Raw genomic sequence first — 16,493 nt, forward strand, 5'->3', positions numbered from 1 at the left:
TGAGATTGAATCAGCGGGCAACACCAGCGGTGGTGCCCGCTTTGCGTTTGAGCTTCCAAGTCAATTCCAGTTGGTTGGCAATATGAACGGCCATAAGCTCGTTGCCCCGACTTTGGTTACCATCCGGGGATAATAGGAAATGAATATTATCGGCGTAGATTTGTTCCTTCTCGTGAGCAAAAAGAGAAGTTAATTCAAAGGCGGGTAGGCCGTCGGAGCCCATTTTCTGGATCACTTCCACGAGGGGTAGATATTGGTTGGCGGTGAGAAACTGATAGGGCACTTTTTCTTCATCCGTGAGTTCTTTAGAGATCCATCTGATCGGCTGAAGAAAGTGAGCATATTTGACCTTAATCGCCTCGGACATGGCAGCGGTTTGACGGCTCATGCTTTCATATCGATCTAAATTCCACTCATATCTTTGCTCAGTGGTCCAGTCCTCAGGGAGCTTGAAGTAATTGTAAAGGGCTTCATTGAATTGATTGTTGGGGTTATCCAACACGTAGGATTCGACCACACCGACTAACGAGGCAAACAAATCATAGATAAAAAAGGAGTGTTCAAGGATCGATCCGATGGCTAACCGGTAAAGGCCCCCGCTGATCTTCAACAGGAAATCAATGGGCAGGGTGGACAATTGTTTGTGAGTGCTGAAGTAGTTGAGGGGGTTGGGTTGTTCCATCATGTGGTCGGTTGTAATGGCCAAAGCGTCATTGTAGCCGTCGATATTGATGATTCCATCGACCGAGTTGCCATAGAGTCCGACCATGATGAGTTGTCGGGGTTGGTACCAGCCTCCGCCAGCTCCTCCGATGACCACAAAGCGATCTCCTTTAGGGGGCTCAAACCGCTGATTAAGGATCTTTTCCAGCCAGGATTCTCCACTGGGAAAATTGGCAAATTGATGAGCGACGGACCCGCCAATCACCAAGATGCGAAAGGCGTCCTTACTTCGCTGAAAAGGGAGAGGGTTTTGGGATTCGGTATGGGCTCGGGTTAAGGGGTTGGCCCCACAGGGCTGGCTTTGAACCACGGCTAAGTAGGGGTGGGCACGGATCAAGTCAGTAAACCGACAAGGCTCATCAGGGGCTTGGTCCACCTCAAGCGGCGGGGAGACGGCTTGTATCCCGGTGGAATTCCAGGCGCGAAAGTGGTGACTCGCTCCCAACCGACGGGAGTTGGAATTATGGAGACCAAAGCGGCAAAAGGCTTCAGCCGCAAGGACGGCAAAGCCGAGGGACAGGAGGCCGAGGAGGAGAGCGGCGCACAGGTTCTTCAGAGGACGCATCATAAATCTAATGATATTAATGGTTTGGAGAGCCCTTCAAGGCCAGTTCTGATCCGGTTGGTGAAGATTTCCCCCTTGCCTCATACTGCCCAGCGTAGTATACGTAACCCTTCGTTTTGACTGAAAACGCTGAAAACGGCCTAAAAGAGGTTCGGCAATTTTTGACCGACCCGCCCTTTCAGAGAGGAGATAACAGTGAAACAAAAGACCCATAGCGGGGCTAAGAAACGCTTTCGCCCTAAAGCCAGCGGTAAAATCAAGTTTAAGAAACCTAACCTGCGCCACATTCTGGAAAAGAAGAGTTCTAAGCGTAAGCGCCATCTCGGCAAGAAAACTTACGTGAATCCTTCCAATGAATATCAGGTCGAGCGCCAGTTGGTGCTGTAAAAGGAGAGGTGACTTATGCGTGTTAAAGGTGGATTTACGACTCGACGTCGTCACAAAAAAGTTCTGAAGCGGGCCAAAGGTTACCGCAACGCTGGTGGTAACTGCTATACCCATGCGGTGGAAAAGAATGATCGTGGAATGGTTTTTGCCTACCGCGACCGTAAGGTTAAGAAGCGGGAAATGCGCCGCTTGTGGACCATTCGAATCAATGCAGCGGCTCGCCTTAATGGTACAACCTACTCCAGACTGATCAATGCTTTGAAAAAATCCAACATTATGTTGGACCGCAAGGCCTTGGCCGACATGGCTGTACACGACGAGGCGGCTTTTAGCCAAATCGTTAAACAGGCTCTGGGTTGATCTCAATCTGACTGATAATGGAAGAGGTTTCCTGTAAACGGGGAACCTCTTTAAACGGGGAGTTGGAGGATGGAGGACACAGACAAAATGGCGTCCATTCAGGGTTCCTCCGGAGAGCCCCCCCAGCAGTTTGAGAATCGCAAACAAGATCACATTCGTTTGTCCTTGGATGATACCAACGAGGCACTTGGGGCCTCGGGGTTGGATCGCATTCAGCTCCGTCACGAGGCTTTGCCGGAGTTGGATTTTGCGGAGATTTCCATCAATACCCACTCACTAGGTCTGGAACTTGCTTCGCCTTTTTTGGTTAGCTCCATGACGGCGGGGCATCCGGATGGAGAAGACCTTAACCTCCGCTTGGCTAAGGCCTGTGAAACCCGTGGTTGGCTAATGGGTGTTGGCTCTCAAAGGCGGGAGTTGAACGATCCTTCGGCAGCTCAGGAGTGGAAGAGTCTTCGCGCAAAGGCTCCTAAGGCCATCATGTTAGGGAATTTAGGGCTCTCCCAATTGATCCGCACTCCATTGGAGCAGGTGCAGGCCCTCGTCGATTCTCTCGAAGCCACGGCAATGATTATTCACACCAATCCATTACAGGAATGTTTGCAGCCAGAAGGCACTCCCCAATTTAAAGGAGGATTTAAGGCCCTGAGGGACTTGTGTAATGGTTTGTCCGTTCCGGTCATTCTCAAGGAAACAGGCTGTGGATTTTCTGGTCCGACTCTCGAAAGGCTGAAAGAAGTGGGAGTGGCCGCTGTTGATGTGAGTGGTTTTGGTGGCACCCATTGGGGAAGAATTGAAGGCGGACGCTCTCAGTCAGGGAGCGTCAAGTCTCAGGCAGCACGAAGTTTTTGGAATTGGGGAGTCAGTACGGTAGAATCCCTGGAGTTAGGCCTTTCAATGGCCCCGGGGTATGAAGTCTGGGCATCTGGGGGACTGCGCTCTGGGTTAGACGGAGCTAAAGTTCTTGCGATGGGTGCACGAATTGTTGGTTTCGCCAAGCCGATTCTTAAAGCGGCGCTCAAGGGTGAAGTCCAGCTTCATCAGGAAATGGAAAGAATGGAGTTTGAGCTGAAGACAGCACTGTTTTGTACGGGTTGTGGGAATATCTCAGAGTTGCAGAGCAAAGGGATCTGGTCATGGGTACAAAGGTAGATCATCAGGAAGTTCAGGATTTGTTTGAGGGCTTTTCCAAGTTGTCCCGTGAGGAACGCTTTCGGCGTTTGGCTAAAATGGGAGCACTCAATTCTGAAGACATCAAATATCTTAAAACTGGTGGCCTCCATGGCATGGACCTGGCGGAGAAGTTTATTGAGAATGTGATTGGCTACTTTCAATTGCCGATGGGAGTGATTTCCAATTTGGTGATCGACGGGCTTCCCCGTGTGGTCCCGATGGCAGTGGAGGAGACCTCAATTATTGCTGCGGCATCAAAGACAGCCAAATGGCTGCGGGGTAAAGGCAAAATTACAACGGAAACCATTGGTAAGAATATCATTGGTCAGATTCAGATCAATCGCATTAAAGACGCAGAAAAATTCAAGACATCTATCGAGGCTCACAAAGAGGAGCTCATTTCATCGGCCAATACAGAAGTGGCTTTTGGTTTGGTTCGACGTGGCGGTGGAGTGCGCGATATCCAGGTAAGGTTTGTGGAGCGTGGGGATGGGGGCCAAATGGGCGTCGTCCATGTCCTGGCAGACCCCTGTGAAGCAATGGGCGCCAATATCATGAATCAAGTCTGCGAATTCCTCAAAGGCCCAATACAAGAAATAACTGGTGAAACTGTCACCATGTGTATTCTTTCAAATCTCGTCGACACCCGTTTGACTCGGGCTCGGATCGAAATCAATGGCCTGAGTGAAGAGGAAATGGACCGGATTGAGGAAGCGTCCTTGTTTGCCCAGCAAGATCCATATCGGGCAGCGACCAACAACAAGGGTGTTCTGAATGGGATCGATCCCATTCTGATTGCAACCGGTAACGACTGGCGTGCGGTAGAGGCGGGAATTCATGCCTATGCAGCCCGCAGCGGGCAGTATCGGTCGCTCACCATCTGGAAAAAAGTGGAAGGTCAACTGGTTGGAACCTTTGAAGCTCCGGTGATTTTAGGTGTCGTGGGTGGGGTGACGAAACTTCATCCTACAGCACAAATGGCCTTGCGCATGCTCAAAGTTCAATCGGCTGATGAATTGTCACGAATTTGTGCCGCCGTCGGATTAGTGCAGAATCTGGGTGCCTTGCGGGCTTTGACGACCGTGGGAATTATTGAGGGACATATGAAGTTGCACATCAAAAATCTCACTTTAGCTGCAGGAGCCCAGGACAAAGAAATTCCTATCGTACAAAAACGCTTGGAGGAAATTCTGGCCCTCACTAAGCGCATTACCTTGAGTCAGGCAGTCGACGTGTTGAAGGAATTGCGTAGCAAAATTCAACCGCCGACCCTATCGCCAGAAAAGTCGATTTAGGTTGAGCGATGAAAGTTATTCTCTCGGCACCAGGAAAATCATTTCTTTTGGGTGAATACGCAGTTCTTGGTGGCAGCCCAGCCCTTTTGGCGGCAACCGGTCCCAGATTTACTTTGGAGTTAGAACTGGGTCAGGGGGGTTCTTGCGAGGGGATTCATCCCAGCAGTCCAGCTGGAAAGTGGATTCGTCAGCAGAATGTGCTGTTTCAGAATGCATCCATTCGTTTTCAGGATCCTCATGTCGGTCGCGGTGGATTGGGAGCTTCAAGTGCCCAATTTTTGGCGGCCTATACTTGGTCGGTTTTGGCAGAAACCCCGATGACTGAATGGGCTGCAGCCCTATCACCACAGAAGTTGTGGCAGGCGTTTCGGTCAGTGGCTTGGGACGGGCAAGGTCTGGCACCAAGTGGAGCCGATGTGATGGCTCAGTTTATGGGGGGATTGACGCAATTTCAATCGCACCCCTTTTCTCTCCAGAGCCCAAGTTGGCCCTTTGCTCGTCTAAGTTTTAGTTTATTTAGGACCCACGAAAAAACCCCCACTCACAGCCATTTGGGTTCTCTCCAAGGGACTCATTTTGGTGAACTCAGGCCGGATTTGGATCGGGCCCTGGTGGCCTTTCATCACGGGCAAGATCAAGTGTTTGTGGAGAGTGTTGCTCGCTATGGTCGGCTGTTGCAGGACATGGGGCTCCTACATGAAAAGGTGATTCCGGCAGTAGAGGGTTTACGGGCCTCAGAACAGGTACTAGCGGTGAAGGGCTGTGGCGCCATGGGAGCCGATATCCTTTTGGTACTCCATCGCCCGGAGAACCGAGCTGGGATTGTCAGCCTAGGTGAACAATTGGGATTAAGGTATGAAGCTGGAGTCGGTGATTTAGACCAGGGCTTGCGCCTGCAAGTGGATACGGCATCGATTCCAGTGAGTGGCCATCGTTATCAGGGACCAGTGTTTTCAAGAGATGAGGGGGATCATCCGTGAATCAAGAAACTGTGTGGCGTGCGACAGCACCTTCGAACATTGCCTTAATCAAATACATGGGGAAGACCTCTCACGAAGAAAATCGTCCCAGCAATGGGTCTTTGTCCTATTCGCTCGATTACCTTCGCACAGCGGTCGAGATTGTTCCGTCAGGTGGGAAGGATGATTCGTGGGAAGCTCTCCAAAACCCAGAGTATCCCACTCCTCCGCAGTTGTCCTATCGGGGCATGGAACGTTTTCTGAATCATTTCAAAATGCTCAAAGAAGTATGGCAGATTGAAGGCATTTATTGTGTTCGCTCGGCCAATAATTTTCCGTCAGATTGTGGGTTGGCCAGTTCAGCGTCTAGTTTTGCTGCCCTTACTTTGGCGGCGGCGGAGTTGGCTCGTGATAAGCGCCCGGAAATTACGGATCAGTTGGATGTGAAACGATTGTCAGAACTAAGTCGCAAGGGTAGCGGTTCTTCTTGCCGGTCCCTGTTTTCCTCCTGGGCTCTTTGGCAAAGCGAAGGAGCTGCGGGGGTAGAATTTCCCGTGCAGAATCTTTTGCACCAAGCAGTTATTGTCGAAGCAGGAAAAAAAGAGGTCTCCTCCAGTGAAGCCCATAGGAGAGTGGTAACGAGCCCCCATTTTTCGGGGCGAGTGGAGCGGGCTGAATCTCGCCTTAAGAAGTTAACCGAGGCCCTGAATAAGAGGGATTGGAGGACAGGATTTGAAGTTTGTTGGGATGAGTTTCAGGATATGCACCAGCTCTTTGAAACCAGCGAACCGGCGTTTTCCTATATGACCGAATCTTCTCGTCAGGTCCTAAAGCATGTTTTTCAGTATTGGGAGAACAACCAGGACGGCCCATGGGTGACCATGGATGCAGGAGCCAATGTGCATTTGCTTTATCGGGACAGCCAAAGACAAATGGCGGAAGAGCTTAAGGCTGATTTGTCCGCTTACGGCCAGGTGATTGGCAATGTCTAAGGATCTTGACGGAAAGTCCTTTCGTACCTTTGGCAAATGGATACTCGCTGGGGAGCATGCGGTACTGCGTGGCTGTCCAGCATTGGTGTTTCCCATTGAGAGTCGCTTTGTCGATGTGGAATTGATCCATCTCGATGAGCCATCCAAGGTGAGTTTTACAGGTCCTCACGGTGAGGAGTTTTCCCTGCTGTTTTGGGGATTGGTGGAGAGGGCTCTTGAGAAGGTGGAAAAAACTCGCGGTGATTTGCGCGGTGAGATGTCTTTGGATTGTCACGTTCCTTTAGGCTCTGGTCTTGGTGCCTCGGCAGCTCTTTGTGTGGCCGTGGGCAAATGGTTTCGGGAACTGGGTTGGATCAAGGAAGCGGATGTTTATGAGTTTTCTCGTCAGTTGGAAAATGTCTTTCATGGTGAGAGCAGTGGAGTGGACATTGCTGTGGCCCTCGAAGGCCGTGGACTTCGCTTTATGCGCGGTGGAGAAAGAACTTCATTGGAACTCAAATGGCGCCCCCGTTGGTATTTGTCCTACAGTGGTAAGCGGGGAGTGACCTCCGAATGTGTTCAACAGGTCAAGGATCTGTGGGCCCATGATAAGGTTCGAGCCGAGCAATTGGACCAACAAATGCGTGAGGCGGTTGAGGAGTCCGAAAGAGCGCTCACTTTACCCGAGGTCGAGGGTTGGCCGCTGTTAAAACAAGCGGTGGGCAAAGCCAATCGCTGCTTTCAGGAATGGGGACTCAGCCAAGGAGAATTGGGCCGTCATTTGGAGTGGCTCAAACAAAAGGGTGCGGTGGCCGTCAAACCGACGGGCTCAGGCGGTGGGGGTTATGCCCTCAGTCTGTGGGAAGAAGAGCCCCCGGCCATCGTGCGCGACCGACTGTTTCCCGCATGAGCCAAATCTAATAGTTACATCGCCCGGGATTGGGGTTGCGAACAATGAGATCCGCAAGTTCATCGATCCTGATGGTGCCCGTGCCGTTTAGAAGGGAAGAGGGTTTCCCACTCCCGCATCGGTTCACGTATTCCGAATATCCCCCGCCAAAGTGGCACCAGGCCCCTGCTCCGTTAGTGTAGTAGTACCCAGTTGCGGGGGTGTAACCACTGACAGTGGATCTAAAGCATCCAACCCCGGGCATTTTTTGCGGGATCGGGCAGCTACCGGTGTAGGAGTTAGCAATTGGTCCAGAGATTTGCCGCAAGCTGGATGGAATCAATTGGTTGTACATAAGCATGTACACCAGCTCGTGGCCAATCCAACAATAGCTTCCGTTCGAAGAGCCGTAGATAGCACCGTAGCCTTGGGGTCCATCATTCCATTTGAAGGGTCCGTTACTAATGAGGGGGACAGAAGGTGTTCCGATGGTAAAGCTTCTTGTACCAATCAGCTTTTTGGGAGAGAATCCCTGACTATCTAGAGCGTAGACTTTCAGAATGTGAGGGACTCCATTTAAAACAGATGATGGCAATTGGAAGGAAAATCCGTGGTTGCCAGAGATTGAGTAGGCAGTGTTGACATCAGGGCGACTTTGATTTGCAGGTGTTGATCCCTTAAGTACCTCATCGACGTAAAATTGAACGGAAACGCTAGTCGAAGTGTTGTCTTGATCGAAGGCCCAGCCCCAGACGCGGCCGTTTGAGTCCAGGCCATCAACAACGCCGATAGAACCTTGTGGCCCACCCAAAGTAAATGTGCGATCTCCAATGAGTTTGTTCGGACTCGATCCATAGGTATCAACGGCGACGACCCTGAGGCGGTGGCTTTTCCCATCAAAATAGGTACTTGGGATGTTGATAGAAAAACCATGGTTACCAGTGATGTTTTTGGCTTGATTTACATCCGGCCTATAAATGTTTGCGGTGAGCCCGCCAATAATTTTGCCGTCGATATAATAGTGAACTCTAATACTTCTAAAGGAGTAGTCGGGGTCGTAGGCCCAACCACTGACCGTTCCATTTGAGCTAACCAATCCCGTATATCCAGTCGGTTGCCTTGGGACGGTTCCATCGGGATTGTAGGCATGGGCCCAGGCAAGAAATTGGGAAATATCCACGCTGGCGATTCCCACTCTGGAGTTTCCACCGAGGTAGTAGAGCTCGTCGCGATTGTAATCATTGGTAAATGAGCCCCAACCTTCGTAGTAGGTGTAAAGTCGGCCGTTATAATCAAAGACGGATCCAGTCCAAATCGCTCCCTGGTCCCACTTGCCCAGCTGTCCACGGACAAGAGCGGGGAGGGGATGGTAAACCTTTCGCCAGGTTTTTAAATCTCGGGAGTAGGCAACATGAAAACGATCTGGATAGTCGAGAAAGCGATCACTGGTTTGATAGATCATAAACCACTTGGGGTCGCCAGGGACCCTAAAGATCTTGACCCCCATGACTGATTTACTGTCAAAGGCTCCGGTCTGTCCTGCCGGAAGGACTTTAATATGATTGGTACTCAGCTGATTCGGTTGAGCAGAGATAGACAGGTAAATCTCGAATTGGCCTGAGCTATTGGTCTTGGCGAAATAAGTATAATAGTTTCCATTGTGGAAAACCACATCGTTGGGTCCAAAGGAGGTGGATAGAGGGTTGTTGGCAAACTTGGTAAATGTCACTCCTCCATCCATTGAATAGGCCCCATTGAGACTGTACCTTGCTGGATCATTTGTGACGCCTAAATAGTAGAGATATAGAGTATTGTTAGGTCCCATGAGGACTGAGCCATCCAAGAGATGTTTTTCATCATATCCCGAAGCACCATTGCGAATAACTGGGTTACCGGCAAATTCCTGCCAGGGGCCAAACGGATTGAAACTGGATACTGGCTGAGTGAACAAGCCAATGGTGTCGTGATACCCGTTTATTTCGCCTGACCCACGCATAAACATGCGCCAAGTGTTGGTTCCGCTCTCCGATGGCGGCAGCACAGAGACATTGGCTGCATGTATTCTTCGCCATGCCGGGATAGAGCTTTTTCGCACATCGAAAACCGGATTGGCATAGTGTTTTATGAACAAAGTTGATTCCCCGCCGCTAGCGGCAAAGGGATCGACTCCATTGGCGATCAGGTGTTCCTGATTACCTAAACTAGAACTATCAAATTTTTTGGAGTCTAGTGGATTGCAGCCCAACGTCATTAAGACAAACAAAAGACAGAACAGACCCTTGCCATGACTACCCATGATCCCACCCTACTGTTGAATCTAATCGCTCTCAGTTAACCCAATAGGGTAATTTGCAATCCTGGAGCCAGTGGTTCGCAGGAAATGAGGGCCGCAGGTGTCGAGACCGTTGTCACATGCCCAAGTTTTGGTGGCTCCTCAATTGGGTGCAGAGGAGGAATCGAACGGCTTACATTTGCAATAGTAATAACAAGTAGTTAACCGTGGGCCTCGATAAAGGCCTTTTCATCCGGCTCGTAGTCGGCCAAATGCCCTTCGTAGCCGGGAGCAAAGCGCACAATCGGGGAAATGTTCAATTGCCCATGATCCCTGAAGTTGGGAATTTCGTAAATTTTCCTCATTAAATTCTCAGCCCGATCGCGGTAGCCAGGAGGGACCATGAGTCGGACTCCGAACCATTGCCAGCGAAGGTCCTGGGTTTTGTTCTTTTTGGCGACGATGGCCCTAATGGTTTCAAGAAGTTTGTTGTCGTCAGCAAACTCGAAATGAACACTGATGCCGATTTGCGTGTAGTCGATCAATTCCTCGTAGTACTCAGGTTCCCGGCTACCGTTAGTGGTGACATGACAGACATGATGATGGTTGGGTTTGTTTTCAGGTGGATGGTCCTTAATCCATTTGAGCAGGTCTAAGAATGAGGGATTGAAGGTGGGCTCGCCACCACTGAAGTTAAATTTACACTGATCACCTTTAACAAAGGCTTTAAAGATATTTTGCACACCGTGTTTGAGACTGCCCCAGCTACGGTGAGACTCATAGGTGTTACTGGCCGATGGGGGACAATAGCTACAGGAGTAGTTGCAGCGGCGGCCAATGTCCCAGGTCACCTGCTTGGGGATGCAGTGACTTTGGTAGATCGGCTGGACGGCCAAATACTCGGCAGGATCTTCAGGCAATTCAGCCAAGGGGTCTTTATAAGCCAAGTGTTTGTGGTCTTTATGTTTGAATTTGCGCAGAGCCATGTCGGTCCCACACATGCACCACTTTTTTTTGCAGAGAACATAGTCCTCAAGCATTTCCACATAGGAGTCATAGATGTTGCCCAAAAATCCGCCTTCGCGGCAGACGGCGCTAAAAAGGCAGCCATCATGGGTGACGTAGAGGTTTTCCACCCCGGCAGCGCAGTACCAACCCTGCCAGGTGTTCCACTCTCGGGCCAACAGTTCTTCGGCCGAGTAGGACTTGCCTTCTCCATTTGCATTCACCAAAACTATGGATTTGTTACCCGACGGATTGTTTTTGCTCTTAGCCATGGAACTTTCCCCCATTGTGCTTGAGCCTAATCGTTCAACAAGGGTACTGCAAGCGATAGTGGAAAAGGGCAATACTGGCGGCACTCACCGCATTGAGCGACTCCAGGCTGTCGTTCATGGGAATGCGCAGTAGGGACTGGTTCTTTTTGTTTTCGGGAAGGCCCTTCCCTTCCTCGCCAAACAGGAGGCGACCATTCTCGGGCCAGGAAAATCCGGTCAGATTGACTCCAGATTGATCAAGAGCATGAAAAGAGCCTAAATCCTGATGGATAGAAGGTCCCCATTCAAGGGGAACCCGGTAACAGCTTCCCGCCGAGGCGCGCACACACTTGGGGTGGAAAGGGTGAACGGATTCCTCAAGTAGAATCAGTTTTTTGACAGAAAAGGCCTCACAACAGCGCAGCAGGGCACCGAGATTGGCGGGGTCCCCCAGAGCGGAAAACACCTCAAGTCCGGTGGGTGACGATTTACTTTCCCATTTGTCCATGGGGGATTGTTTGGCCACAGCGATGGGATAGTGGGTGCCAAAGACGTCGATTTGTTTAAACAGAGCTTTGTCGACCAGGTAGATTTGGGCGGTTGATGTTAAAGGAAGTTCATCCCTTTGGTCCGTGTCATAGAGCAGTATTTCGGAGATAGCCTCTGGGTGGCGCTCCAGAAATTCTGGCACAAGTTTACGGCCGATGATTAGAAAATCGCCCGATTGCTTGAGCCCCCGGCTCTCCAGGAGGTCTTTCCAGTACCGGTAGCGGCTGTTGAATTTGCTGGATATGACCTTCATTCTGAATCCCTCTGCCAATGGTTTATTTTCTCATAGACCAGCAACCGGCGCTGATGGGGGGTTGCAGGGATTTCGTAGGGGATGTCATTCATTAACCGGTAGTACTGGCCCCATTTCTCCTTGGCTTGGAAAATCTCCTTGTCCACATTAGGGCCTTTCATCAAGTAGAGGTAACCTCCCACCTGAAGGCACTGGGAAACATTAAGCAGAGTGTCGCTCACATCTGATACGGCCCGGGTGATGATCGAGTGAATGGGGTACTCGAATTCGGTATTCACATAGCGGCCAATAATATTCAGTTCCTTAAGGTTCAGCTCATCCCTCACCGCTTTGAGAAACTGAACTCGCCTCTCGACCCCTTCGACCAGCAAAATGGGCCGGTCCGGATAGTGGATTTTCAGGGGAATCCCTGGAAATCCCGGGCCTGTTCCCATGTCCATCAGGGGAAAGCGCAGGTCGACGAAGCGGTCTACCATCAGGCAGTCGATAAAATGTTTAATCGCCACGTCTCTGAGGGTGAGGAGCCGGGTCACATTGTCTTTGTGCTGGTGCTGCATGAGGATCTGGTAAAAGCGAGTGAGCTGGTGGCGCTTTTCGTGGGGATAGTCCCCAAAATCGTGATGGCGGAAGATGTCGTAAATGCGATTATCAGCCTCGGTAAAATCGTAGATCTTTTCCGGCTTTCGGTGGCGTCCGCGGCCCTCGCGCTGAGTAGTTTTTCCTCTTCCAATTGAGTTCTTGGATCGGGGCTTGACAGAGGCCGGCGGCCTGGGTTTTCTATGCGTCATAAAGTCTTAATAATTGAAGAGAATTAGAAAATCATTGAATAATTGAAAAATGCTCTCAGAAAAAGTTAAAGCAATACATCAAGAAGCCGCTGCGGCATTTGCTGCAGCTAAAGAAACTAAAGAACTCTATGACCTCAAGGTGAAATTCCTGGGCAAACAGGGGCAGTTGTCCCTGGTGATGCGGGAAATGGGTCAGCTCCCTAAAGAGGAGAAGCCTGCCTTTGGCAAAATGGTCAACGAAGTCAAAGTGGCTCTAGAGGACCTCTACTCCAAAATGGAAGTCGAGTTGGGTCGGGCTGAACTCAATCAGCGGATAGCTGGTGAGACCTTGGATCTGACTCTTCCCGGACCCGCCCGGGAACGGGGAGGGCGTCATCCTATCCAGAAGGTGATCAATGAGATCGTGGAGATTCTCGGCCGCATTGGCTACAGTGTGCGGACCGGTCCCATGATCGAAAAAGACTGGTACAACTTTGAGGCTCTCAATATTCCTCCCGATCACCCAGCTCGGGACATGCAGGACACCTTTTACGTGGACGAGAGTCATGTTTTGAGAACTCACACCAGTCCCATTCAGATTCGCACCATGGAGAAGGAAAAGCCCCCATTGCGAATATTGGCTCCCGGGTCCGTGTTTCGCTGTGACAGCGACGTCTCTCACTCGCCAAATTTCCATCAAATTGAAGGTCTGTTAATTGATCGGCACGTGTCTATGGCTGATCTTAAGGGAACGATTGCCTATTTTGTCCGGGAGTATTTTGGTGAAGAAATCAAAACCAGATTTCGTCCAAGCTTTTTCCCCTTTACCGAACCTTCTGCCGAGGTGGACTGTTCCTGCCCTATATGTAAGGGCAAGGGGTGTCGCATGTGTAAACACACTGGTTGGATTGAAATCGGCGGCTCGGGATTGGTAAACCCAAAAGTGCTGGCTCACTGCGGACTCGATCCGGAGGAGTGGCAGGGGTTTGCCTTTGGATTTGGCATGGAGAGGATGGCCATCATCAAATATGGTATCGATGACATTCGCTTGTTTGCTGAAAATGATCTTCGCTTTTTAAGGCAGTTTGAATCATGAAAATTTCTTTACGTTGGCTCAATGATTATGTGGATGTGCAGGACTTCTTTGAGAATCCAGAGAAGCTGGCGGGTAAACTGACCTCGGCTGGAATCGAAGTGGAGCATGTGGAAAATTTGGCCGAAAAGTTTTCATCGGTCGTTGTTGGCCATGTGGTGGAAAAGGGTCAGCACCCCAATGCCGATCGCTTGAGTTTGTGTCAGGTGGATGTGGGGCGGGGGGAAAATCTGCAGATTGTCTGTGGAGCCCAAAACCATAAACAGGGCGACAAGGTGGTCGTGGCTCTTGTCGGCGCCGTCTTGCCGGGGAACTTCGAAATCAAGAAGTCAAAAATCCGCCAGGTGGAAAGCTTTGGCATGATGTGTTCGGAAAAGGAACTGGATTTGGCCGAGGAGAGTCCGGGAATCATGATTCTTCCCGCGGAGGCTCCTGTGGGAGTTCCCTTTGCAGAGTACATGGGCTGGAATGATGTGGTGATGGAACTTAGTGTGACTCCTAATCGAGCCGATTGCTTGAGTCATTTTGGTTTGGCCCGCGAAGTGGCAGCCCTGTTGGGCCGTGGCTATGAAGTCCCACTTGCTGACATCAAGGCAACCGGTGGTTCCACCAAAAAGATGATTGATCTCAAAGTGAAGAACGCTGACTTGTGTCCGCGTTATGCTGGTCGGGGAATATTTGGGGTGAAGGTTGGCCCCAGTCCTGATTGGTTGCGGAAGCGTCTGGAAAGTGTGGGCCTTAACTCCATCAATAATGTGGTTGATGTGACCAATTTTGTGATGATGGAACTGGGGCAACCCTTGCATGCCTTTGATGCTGATGAAATTGCTGCCAGCACCATTACCGTGGACAATGCCAAAAAGGGAGAGGTCTTTCAGTCCCTGGACGGCACGGAGTTTAAGCTCGATGGTGATGAGCTGATGATTCGGGATGGCGCGCGACCTGTCGCTTTAGCTGGGGTCGTGGGTGGCCTCAATTCCGGTATCACCGAAAAGACTCAGAACATATTCCTCGAATCGGCCTATTTTTTGAGGGAAACCGTTCGGCGGACCTCTCGAAAATTGGGAATTGATACAGACTCCGGTTACCGTTTTAGTCGAGGGACGGATCCTGAAGGCGTGGTTTTGGCGATGAACAGGGCCTGTGAACTGATTCAAAGAGTGGCTGGTGGTGAGGTAGGTAAAGACTATCATGATTTTTACCCTCAGCCCTTGAGTCAGCCTTCCATCGGCATTGCACACGAATACCTGGAAACGCGCTTGGGTTACAAGGCAGAGGGTTCGGAATTTGAAACTTGGATGAAGCGTCTTGGTTGTCAGGTGAAGACCAATAAGAAAATGGGTGGTTGGGATGTCGTGCCCCCTCCCTATCGGGTGGACTTGGAGGCAAATGTAGACTTGGTGGAGGAGTTTGCCCGCCTCAATGGCTATGAAAATGTGCCGGAGAATTTTCCACCACTGGTGACATCACCTAGCCCCCACGCTTTTCAATTCACTATGGAAAACCGCCTCAATGAACTGTTAGTGGCTGAAGGATACCTACAGGCTGTGAACTATGGATTTTACAGTGGTCGGACGGCGGGAGAGTTCCTTGGCGATACTGCCAAGTTGAACAACGTGGGTTTAAAAACCTCGGCGCAGGCTGTGGCTATTCGCAATCCGTTGAGCGAGGATACGGACGTGATGCGCACCAGTCTGTTACCAGGTTTGTTCCGCAATCTTATGCACAACTATCGTCATGGGATTGAATCGGGTCGTCTGTTTGAGACCGGTTTTGTTTTCGAGCAAGGAGAGGGAGGCTACGAGGAAGAATGTCGCGTGGGGATGGTGGTTTGGGGTCATCCAGTTGATATGTGGGTCAAAGATAAGACCCGGCCCGTGGTCTATGACCTTAAAGCCACTGTGGAGAATCTCCTTAGTAAACTCATGATTTCGGGATTTCAGTGGCGAAAACTCAAGGCCGAGGAGTATCCCAGCTTTGTTCATCCCGGCCAGTCAGTGGCTCTCTTTGTTGAGGGCCGCCTATTGGGTGTGCTTGGAACTTTACACCCAAGTTTGGCTCAGGAAAGTAAACTTCGGCACGATTGTGCCGTTTGCGAATTCAACTTTGATGGTTTGATGCGTGGGCAGCCGCGCACGGCAAAGGCACGACCACTTTCCAAGTTCCCTGCAGTGGAAAGGGACTTGGCCTTTCTCGTGCCAGAAACAATTGCTGCGGAAGATATCCTGAAGGAAATTCGCAAGCAGAGCGGGAATCTGCTTGAGGAGGCCTGGATTTTTGACGTCTACGCCGGCGATAAACTGGAACAGGGCCAACGCTCGATTGCCTATAAGATGGTTTTTCGTGATCAAAAGGGTACGCTTGGGGAAGCCGAACTCACTGATCTCCAAAAGAAGTTGGTTCAAGCCGTCGAAAAGCGCTTTAACGTCCAAGTGCGTTAAATTATAAGGCTGAGGATTGGGGAAAATCCCCTGTTAAAGGGGGAAAAAGGTCCTGATGAATCCTCTGACCGTCCGAATTTTGCCCCATTAGGCACAAATTTATTGAAAGTTTTCAATGGCTTGGTAGCCTAATGGAGAAGTCACCGAGTAGACAGAGTCGACAACAACGAGGTTCACTCCTATGCCGCAGCAGAATATCAGTCGTTCCACAATGACCAAGGCCGATATTGTTGAAAAGGTCTATCAAAAGATTGGTTTTTCCAAAAAAGAAGCTTCGGAGTTAGTGGAGTTGGTTTTTGGAACTCTCAAAAACACCCTCTGCGACGGTGATAAAGTGAAGATTTCCGGGTTCGGCAATTTTGTCGTACGCGAAAAGAAAGAGCGGATTGGTCGAAATCCACAAACAGGTGATCAAATTAAAATCAGTGCCCGACGGGTTCTTACCTTCCGTCCCAGCCAAGTGCTGAAAGCCATGCTCAACGGTGAGGATATCACCGGCATGACCGACGACGAGAATGACTAGGCCAACCCAACCCCATC

General features: G+C 50.4%; 15 protein-coding genes. 10 read left to right on the plus strand and 5 right to left on the minus strand.

Going from position 1 to position 16,493, the window contains the following annotated elements; translation table 11 throughout:
- Positions 1–10: 10 nt before the first annotated feature.
- On the minus strand, positions 11–1,291 hold the full coding sequence (locus tag H6624_01240; protein MCB9082933.1) for a hypothetical protein: 1,281 nt from the start codon (positions 1,289–1,291) through the stop codon (positions 11–13).
- Positions 1,292–1,477: 186 nt separating this feature from the next.
- On the opposite strand from H6624_01240, the gene rpmI reads away from it, so the two are divergent.
- The 7 genes from rpmI to H6624_01275 all read left to right on the plus strand — a co-directional run bounded on the left by rpmI (position 1,478) and on the right by H6624_01275 (position 7,343).
- Positions 1,478–1,675, plus strand: coding sequence for a 50S ribosomal protein L35 (rpmI, locus tag H6624_01245; protein MCB9082934.1), 198 nt, complete (start codon positions 1,478–1,480; stop codon positions 1,673–1,675).
- Positions 1,676–1,690: 15 nt separating this feature from the next.
- Positions 1,691–2,035, plus strand: a complete 345-nt coding sequence (gene rplT, locus H6624_01250; protein MCB9082935.1) for a 50S ribosomal protein L20 — start codon at positions 1,691–1,693, stop codon at positions 2,033–2,035.
- A gap of 87 nt (positions 2,036–2,122) precedes the next feature.
- Entirely contained in the window at positions 2,123–3,187 is a 1,065-nt protein-coding gene (locus H6624_01255; GenBank protein MCB9082936.1) for a type 2 isopentenyl-diphosphate Delta-isomerase, read from the plus strand.
- On the plus strand, positions 3,172–4,503 hold the full coding sequence (locus H6624_01260; protein ID MCB9082937.1) for a hydroxymethylglutaryl-CoA reductase, degradative: 1,332 nt from the start codon (positions 3,172–3,174) through the stop codon (positions 4,501–4,503). Before H6624_01255 ends, H6624_01260 begins: the two co-directional genes overlap by 16 nt.
- 8 nt (positions 4,504–4,511) lie before the next feature.
- On the plus strand, positions 4,512–5,483 hold the full coding sequence (locus H6624_01265) for a hypothetical protein (GenBank protein MCB9082938.1): 972 nt from the start codon (positions 4,512–4,514) through the stop codon (positions 5,481–5,483).
- Between the two features lie 56 nt (positions 5,484–5,539).
- A complete protein-coding gene (locus tag H6624_01270) occupies positions 5,540–6,454 on the plus strand; it encodes a diphosphomevalonate decarboxylase (GenBank protein ID MCB9082939.1) in 915 nt (304 codons plus the stop codon).
- The gene (locus tag H6624_01275; protein ID MCB9082940.1) at positions 6,447–7,343 is read left to right on the plus strand and encodes a hypothetical protein; all 897 of its coding nucleotides are present in this window, start codon (positions 6,447–6,449) and stop codon (positions 7,341–7,343) included. The genes H6624_01270 and H6624_01275 overlap by 8 nt, the downstream gene beginning before the upstream one ends.
- Before the next feature lie 7 nt (positions 7,344–7,350).
- On the opposite strand, the gene H6624_01280 is transcribed toward H6624_01275, so the two are convergent.
- From H6624_01280 to rsmG, 4 genes are all read right to left on the minus strand, one after another.
- Positions 7,351–9,618 carry a hypothetical protein gene (locus tag H6624_01280; GenBank protein ID MCB9082941.1) on the minus strand — a complete coding sequence of 756 codons (2,268 nt, stop codon included), beginning with the start codon at positions 9,616–9,618 and terminating at the stop codon, positions 7,351–7,353.
- Between the two features lie 197 nt (positions 9,619–9,815).
- Positions 9,816–10,871, minus strand: coding sequence for a radical SAM protein (locus H6624_01285; GenBank protein ID MCB9082942.1), 1,056 nt, complete (start codon positions 10,869–10,871; stop codon positions 9,816–9,818).
- 34 nt (positions 10,872–10,905) lie between these two features.
- The gene (locus H6624_01290; protein ID MCB9082943.1) at positions 10,906–11,652 is read right to left on the minus strand and encodes an RNA methyltransferase; all 747 of its coding nucleotides are present in this window, start codon (positions 11,650–11,652) and stop codon (positions 10,906–10,908) included.
- Complete coding sequence (gene rsmG / locus H6624_01295) at positions 11,649–12,440, minus strand: 16S rRNA (guanine(527)-N(7))-methyltransferase RsmG (protein MCB9082944.1); 792 nt, start codon at positions 12,438–12,440, stop codon at positions 11,649–11,651. The genes H6624_01290 and rsmG overlap by 4 nt, the downstream gene beginning before the upstream one ends.
- A 49-nt stretch (positions 12,441–12,489) precedes the next feature.
- On the opposite strand from rsmG, the gene pheS reads away from it, so the two are divergent.
- From pheS to H6624_01310, 3 genes are all read left to right on the plus strand, one after another.
- Positions 12,490–13,515 carry a phenylalanine--tRNA ligase subunit alpha gene (gene pheS / locus H6624_01300; protein MCB9082945.1) on the plus strand — a complete coding sequence of 342 codons (1,026 nt, stop codon included), beginning with the start codon at positions 12,490–12,492 and terminating at the stop codon, positions 13,513–13,515.
- Positions 13,512–15,953 (plus strand): phenylalanine--tRNA ligase subunit beta, encoded by a 2,442-nt coding sequence (locus tag H6624_01305; GenBank protein MCB9082946.1) that lies wholly within the window; start codon positions 13,512–13,514, stop codon positions 15,951–15,953. Before pheS ends, H6624_01305 begins: the two co-directional genes overlap by 4 nt.
- A 211-nt stretch (positions 15,954–16,164) precedes the next feature.
- Positions 16,165–16,476 (plus strand): integration host factor subunit alpha, encoded by a 312-nt coding sequence (locus tag H6624_01310; protein MCB9082947.1) that lies wholly within the window; start codon positions 16,165–16,167, stop codon positions 16,474–16,476.
- The last annotated feature ends 17 nt before the right edge of the window (positions 16,477–16,493 follow it).

The sequence above is a fragment of the Pseudobdellovibrionaceae bacterium genome, assembly GCA_020635075.1.
GTDB lineage: Bacteria > Bdellovibrionota > Bdellovibrionia > Bdellovibrionales > UBA1609 > JADZEO01.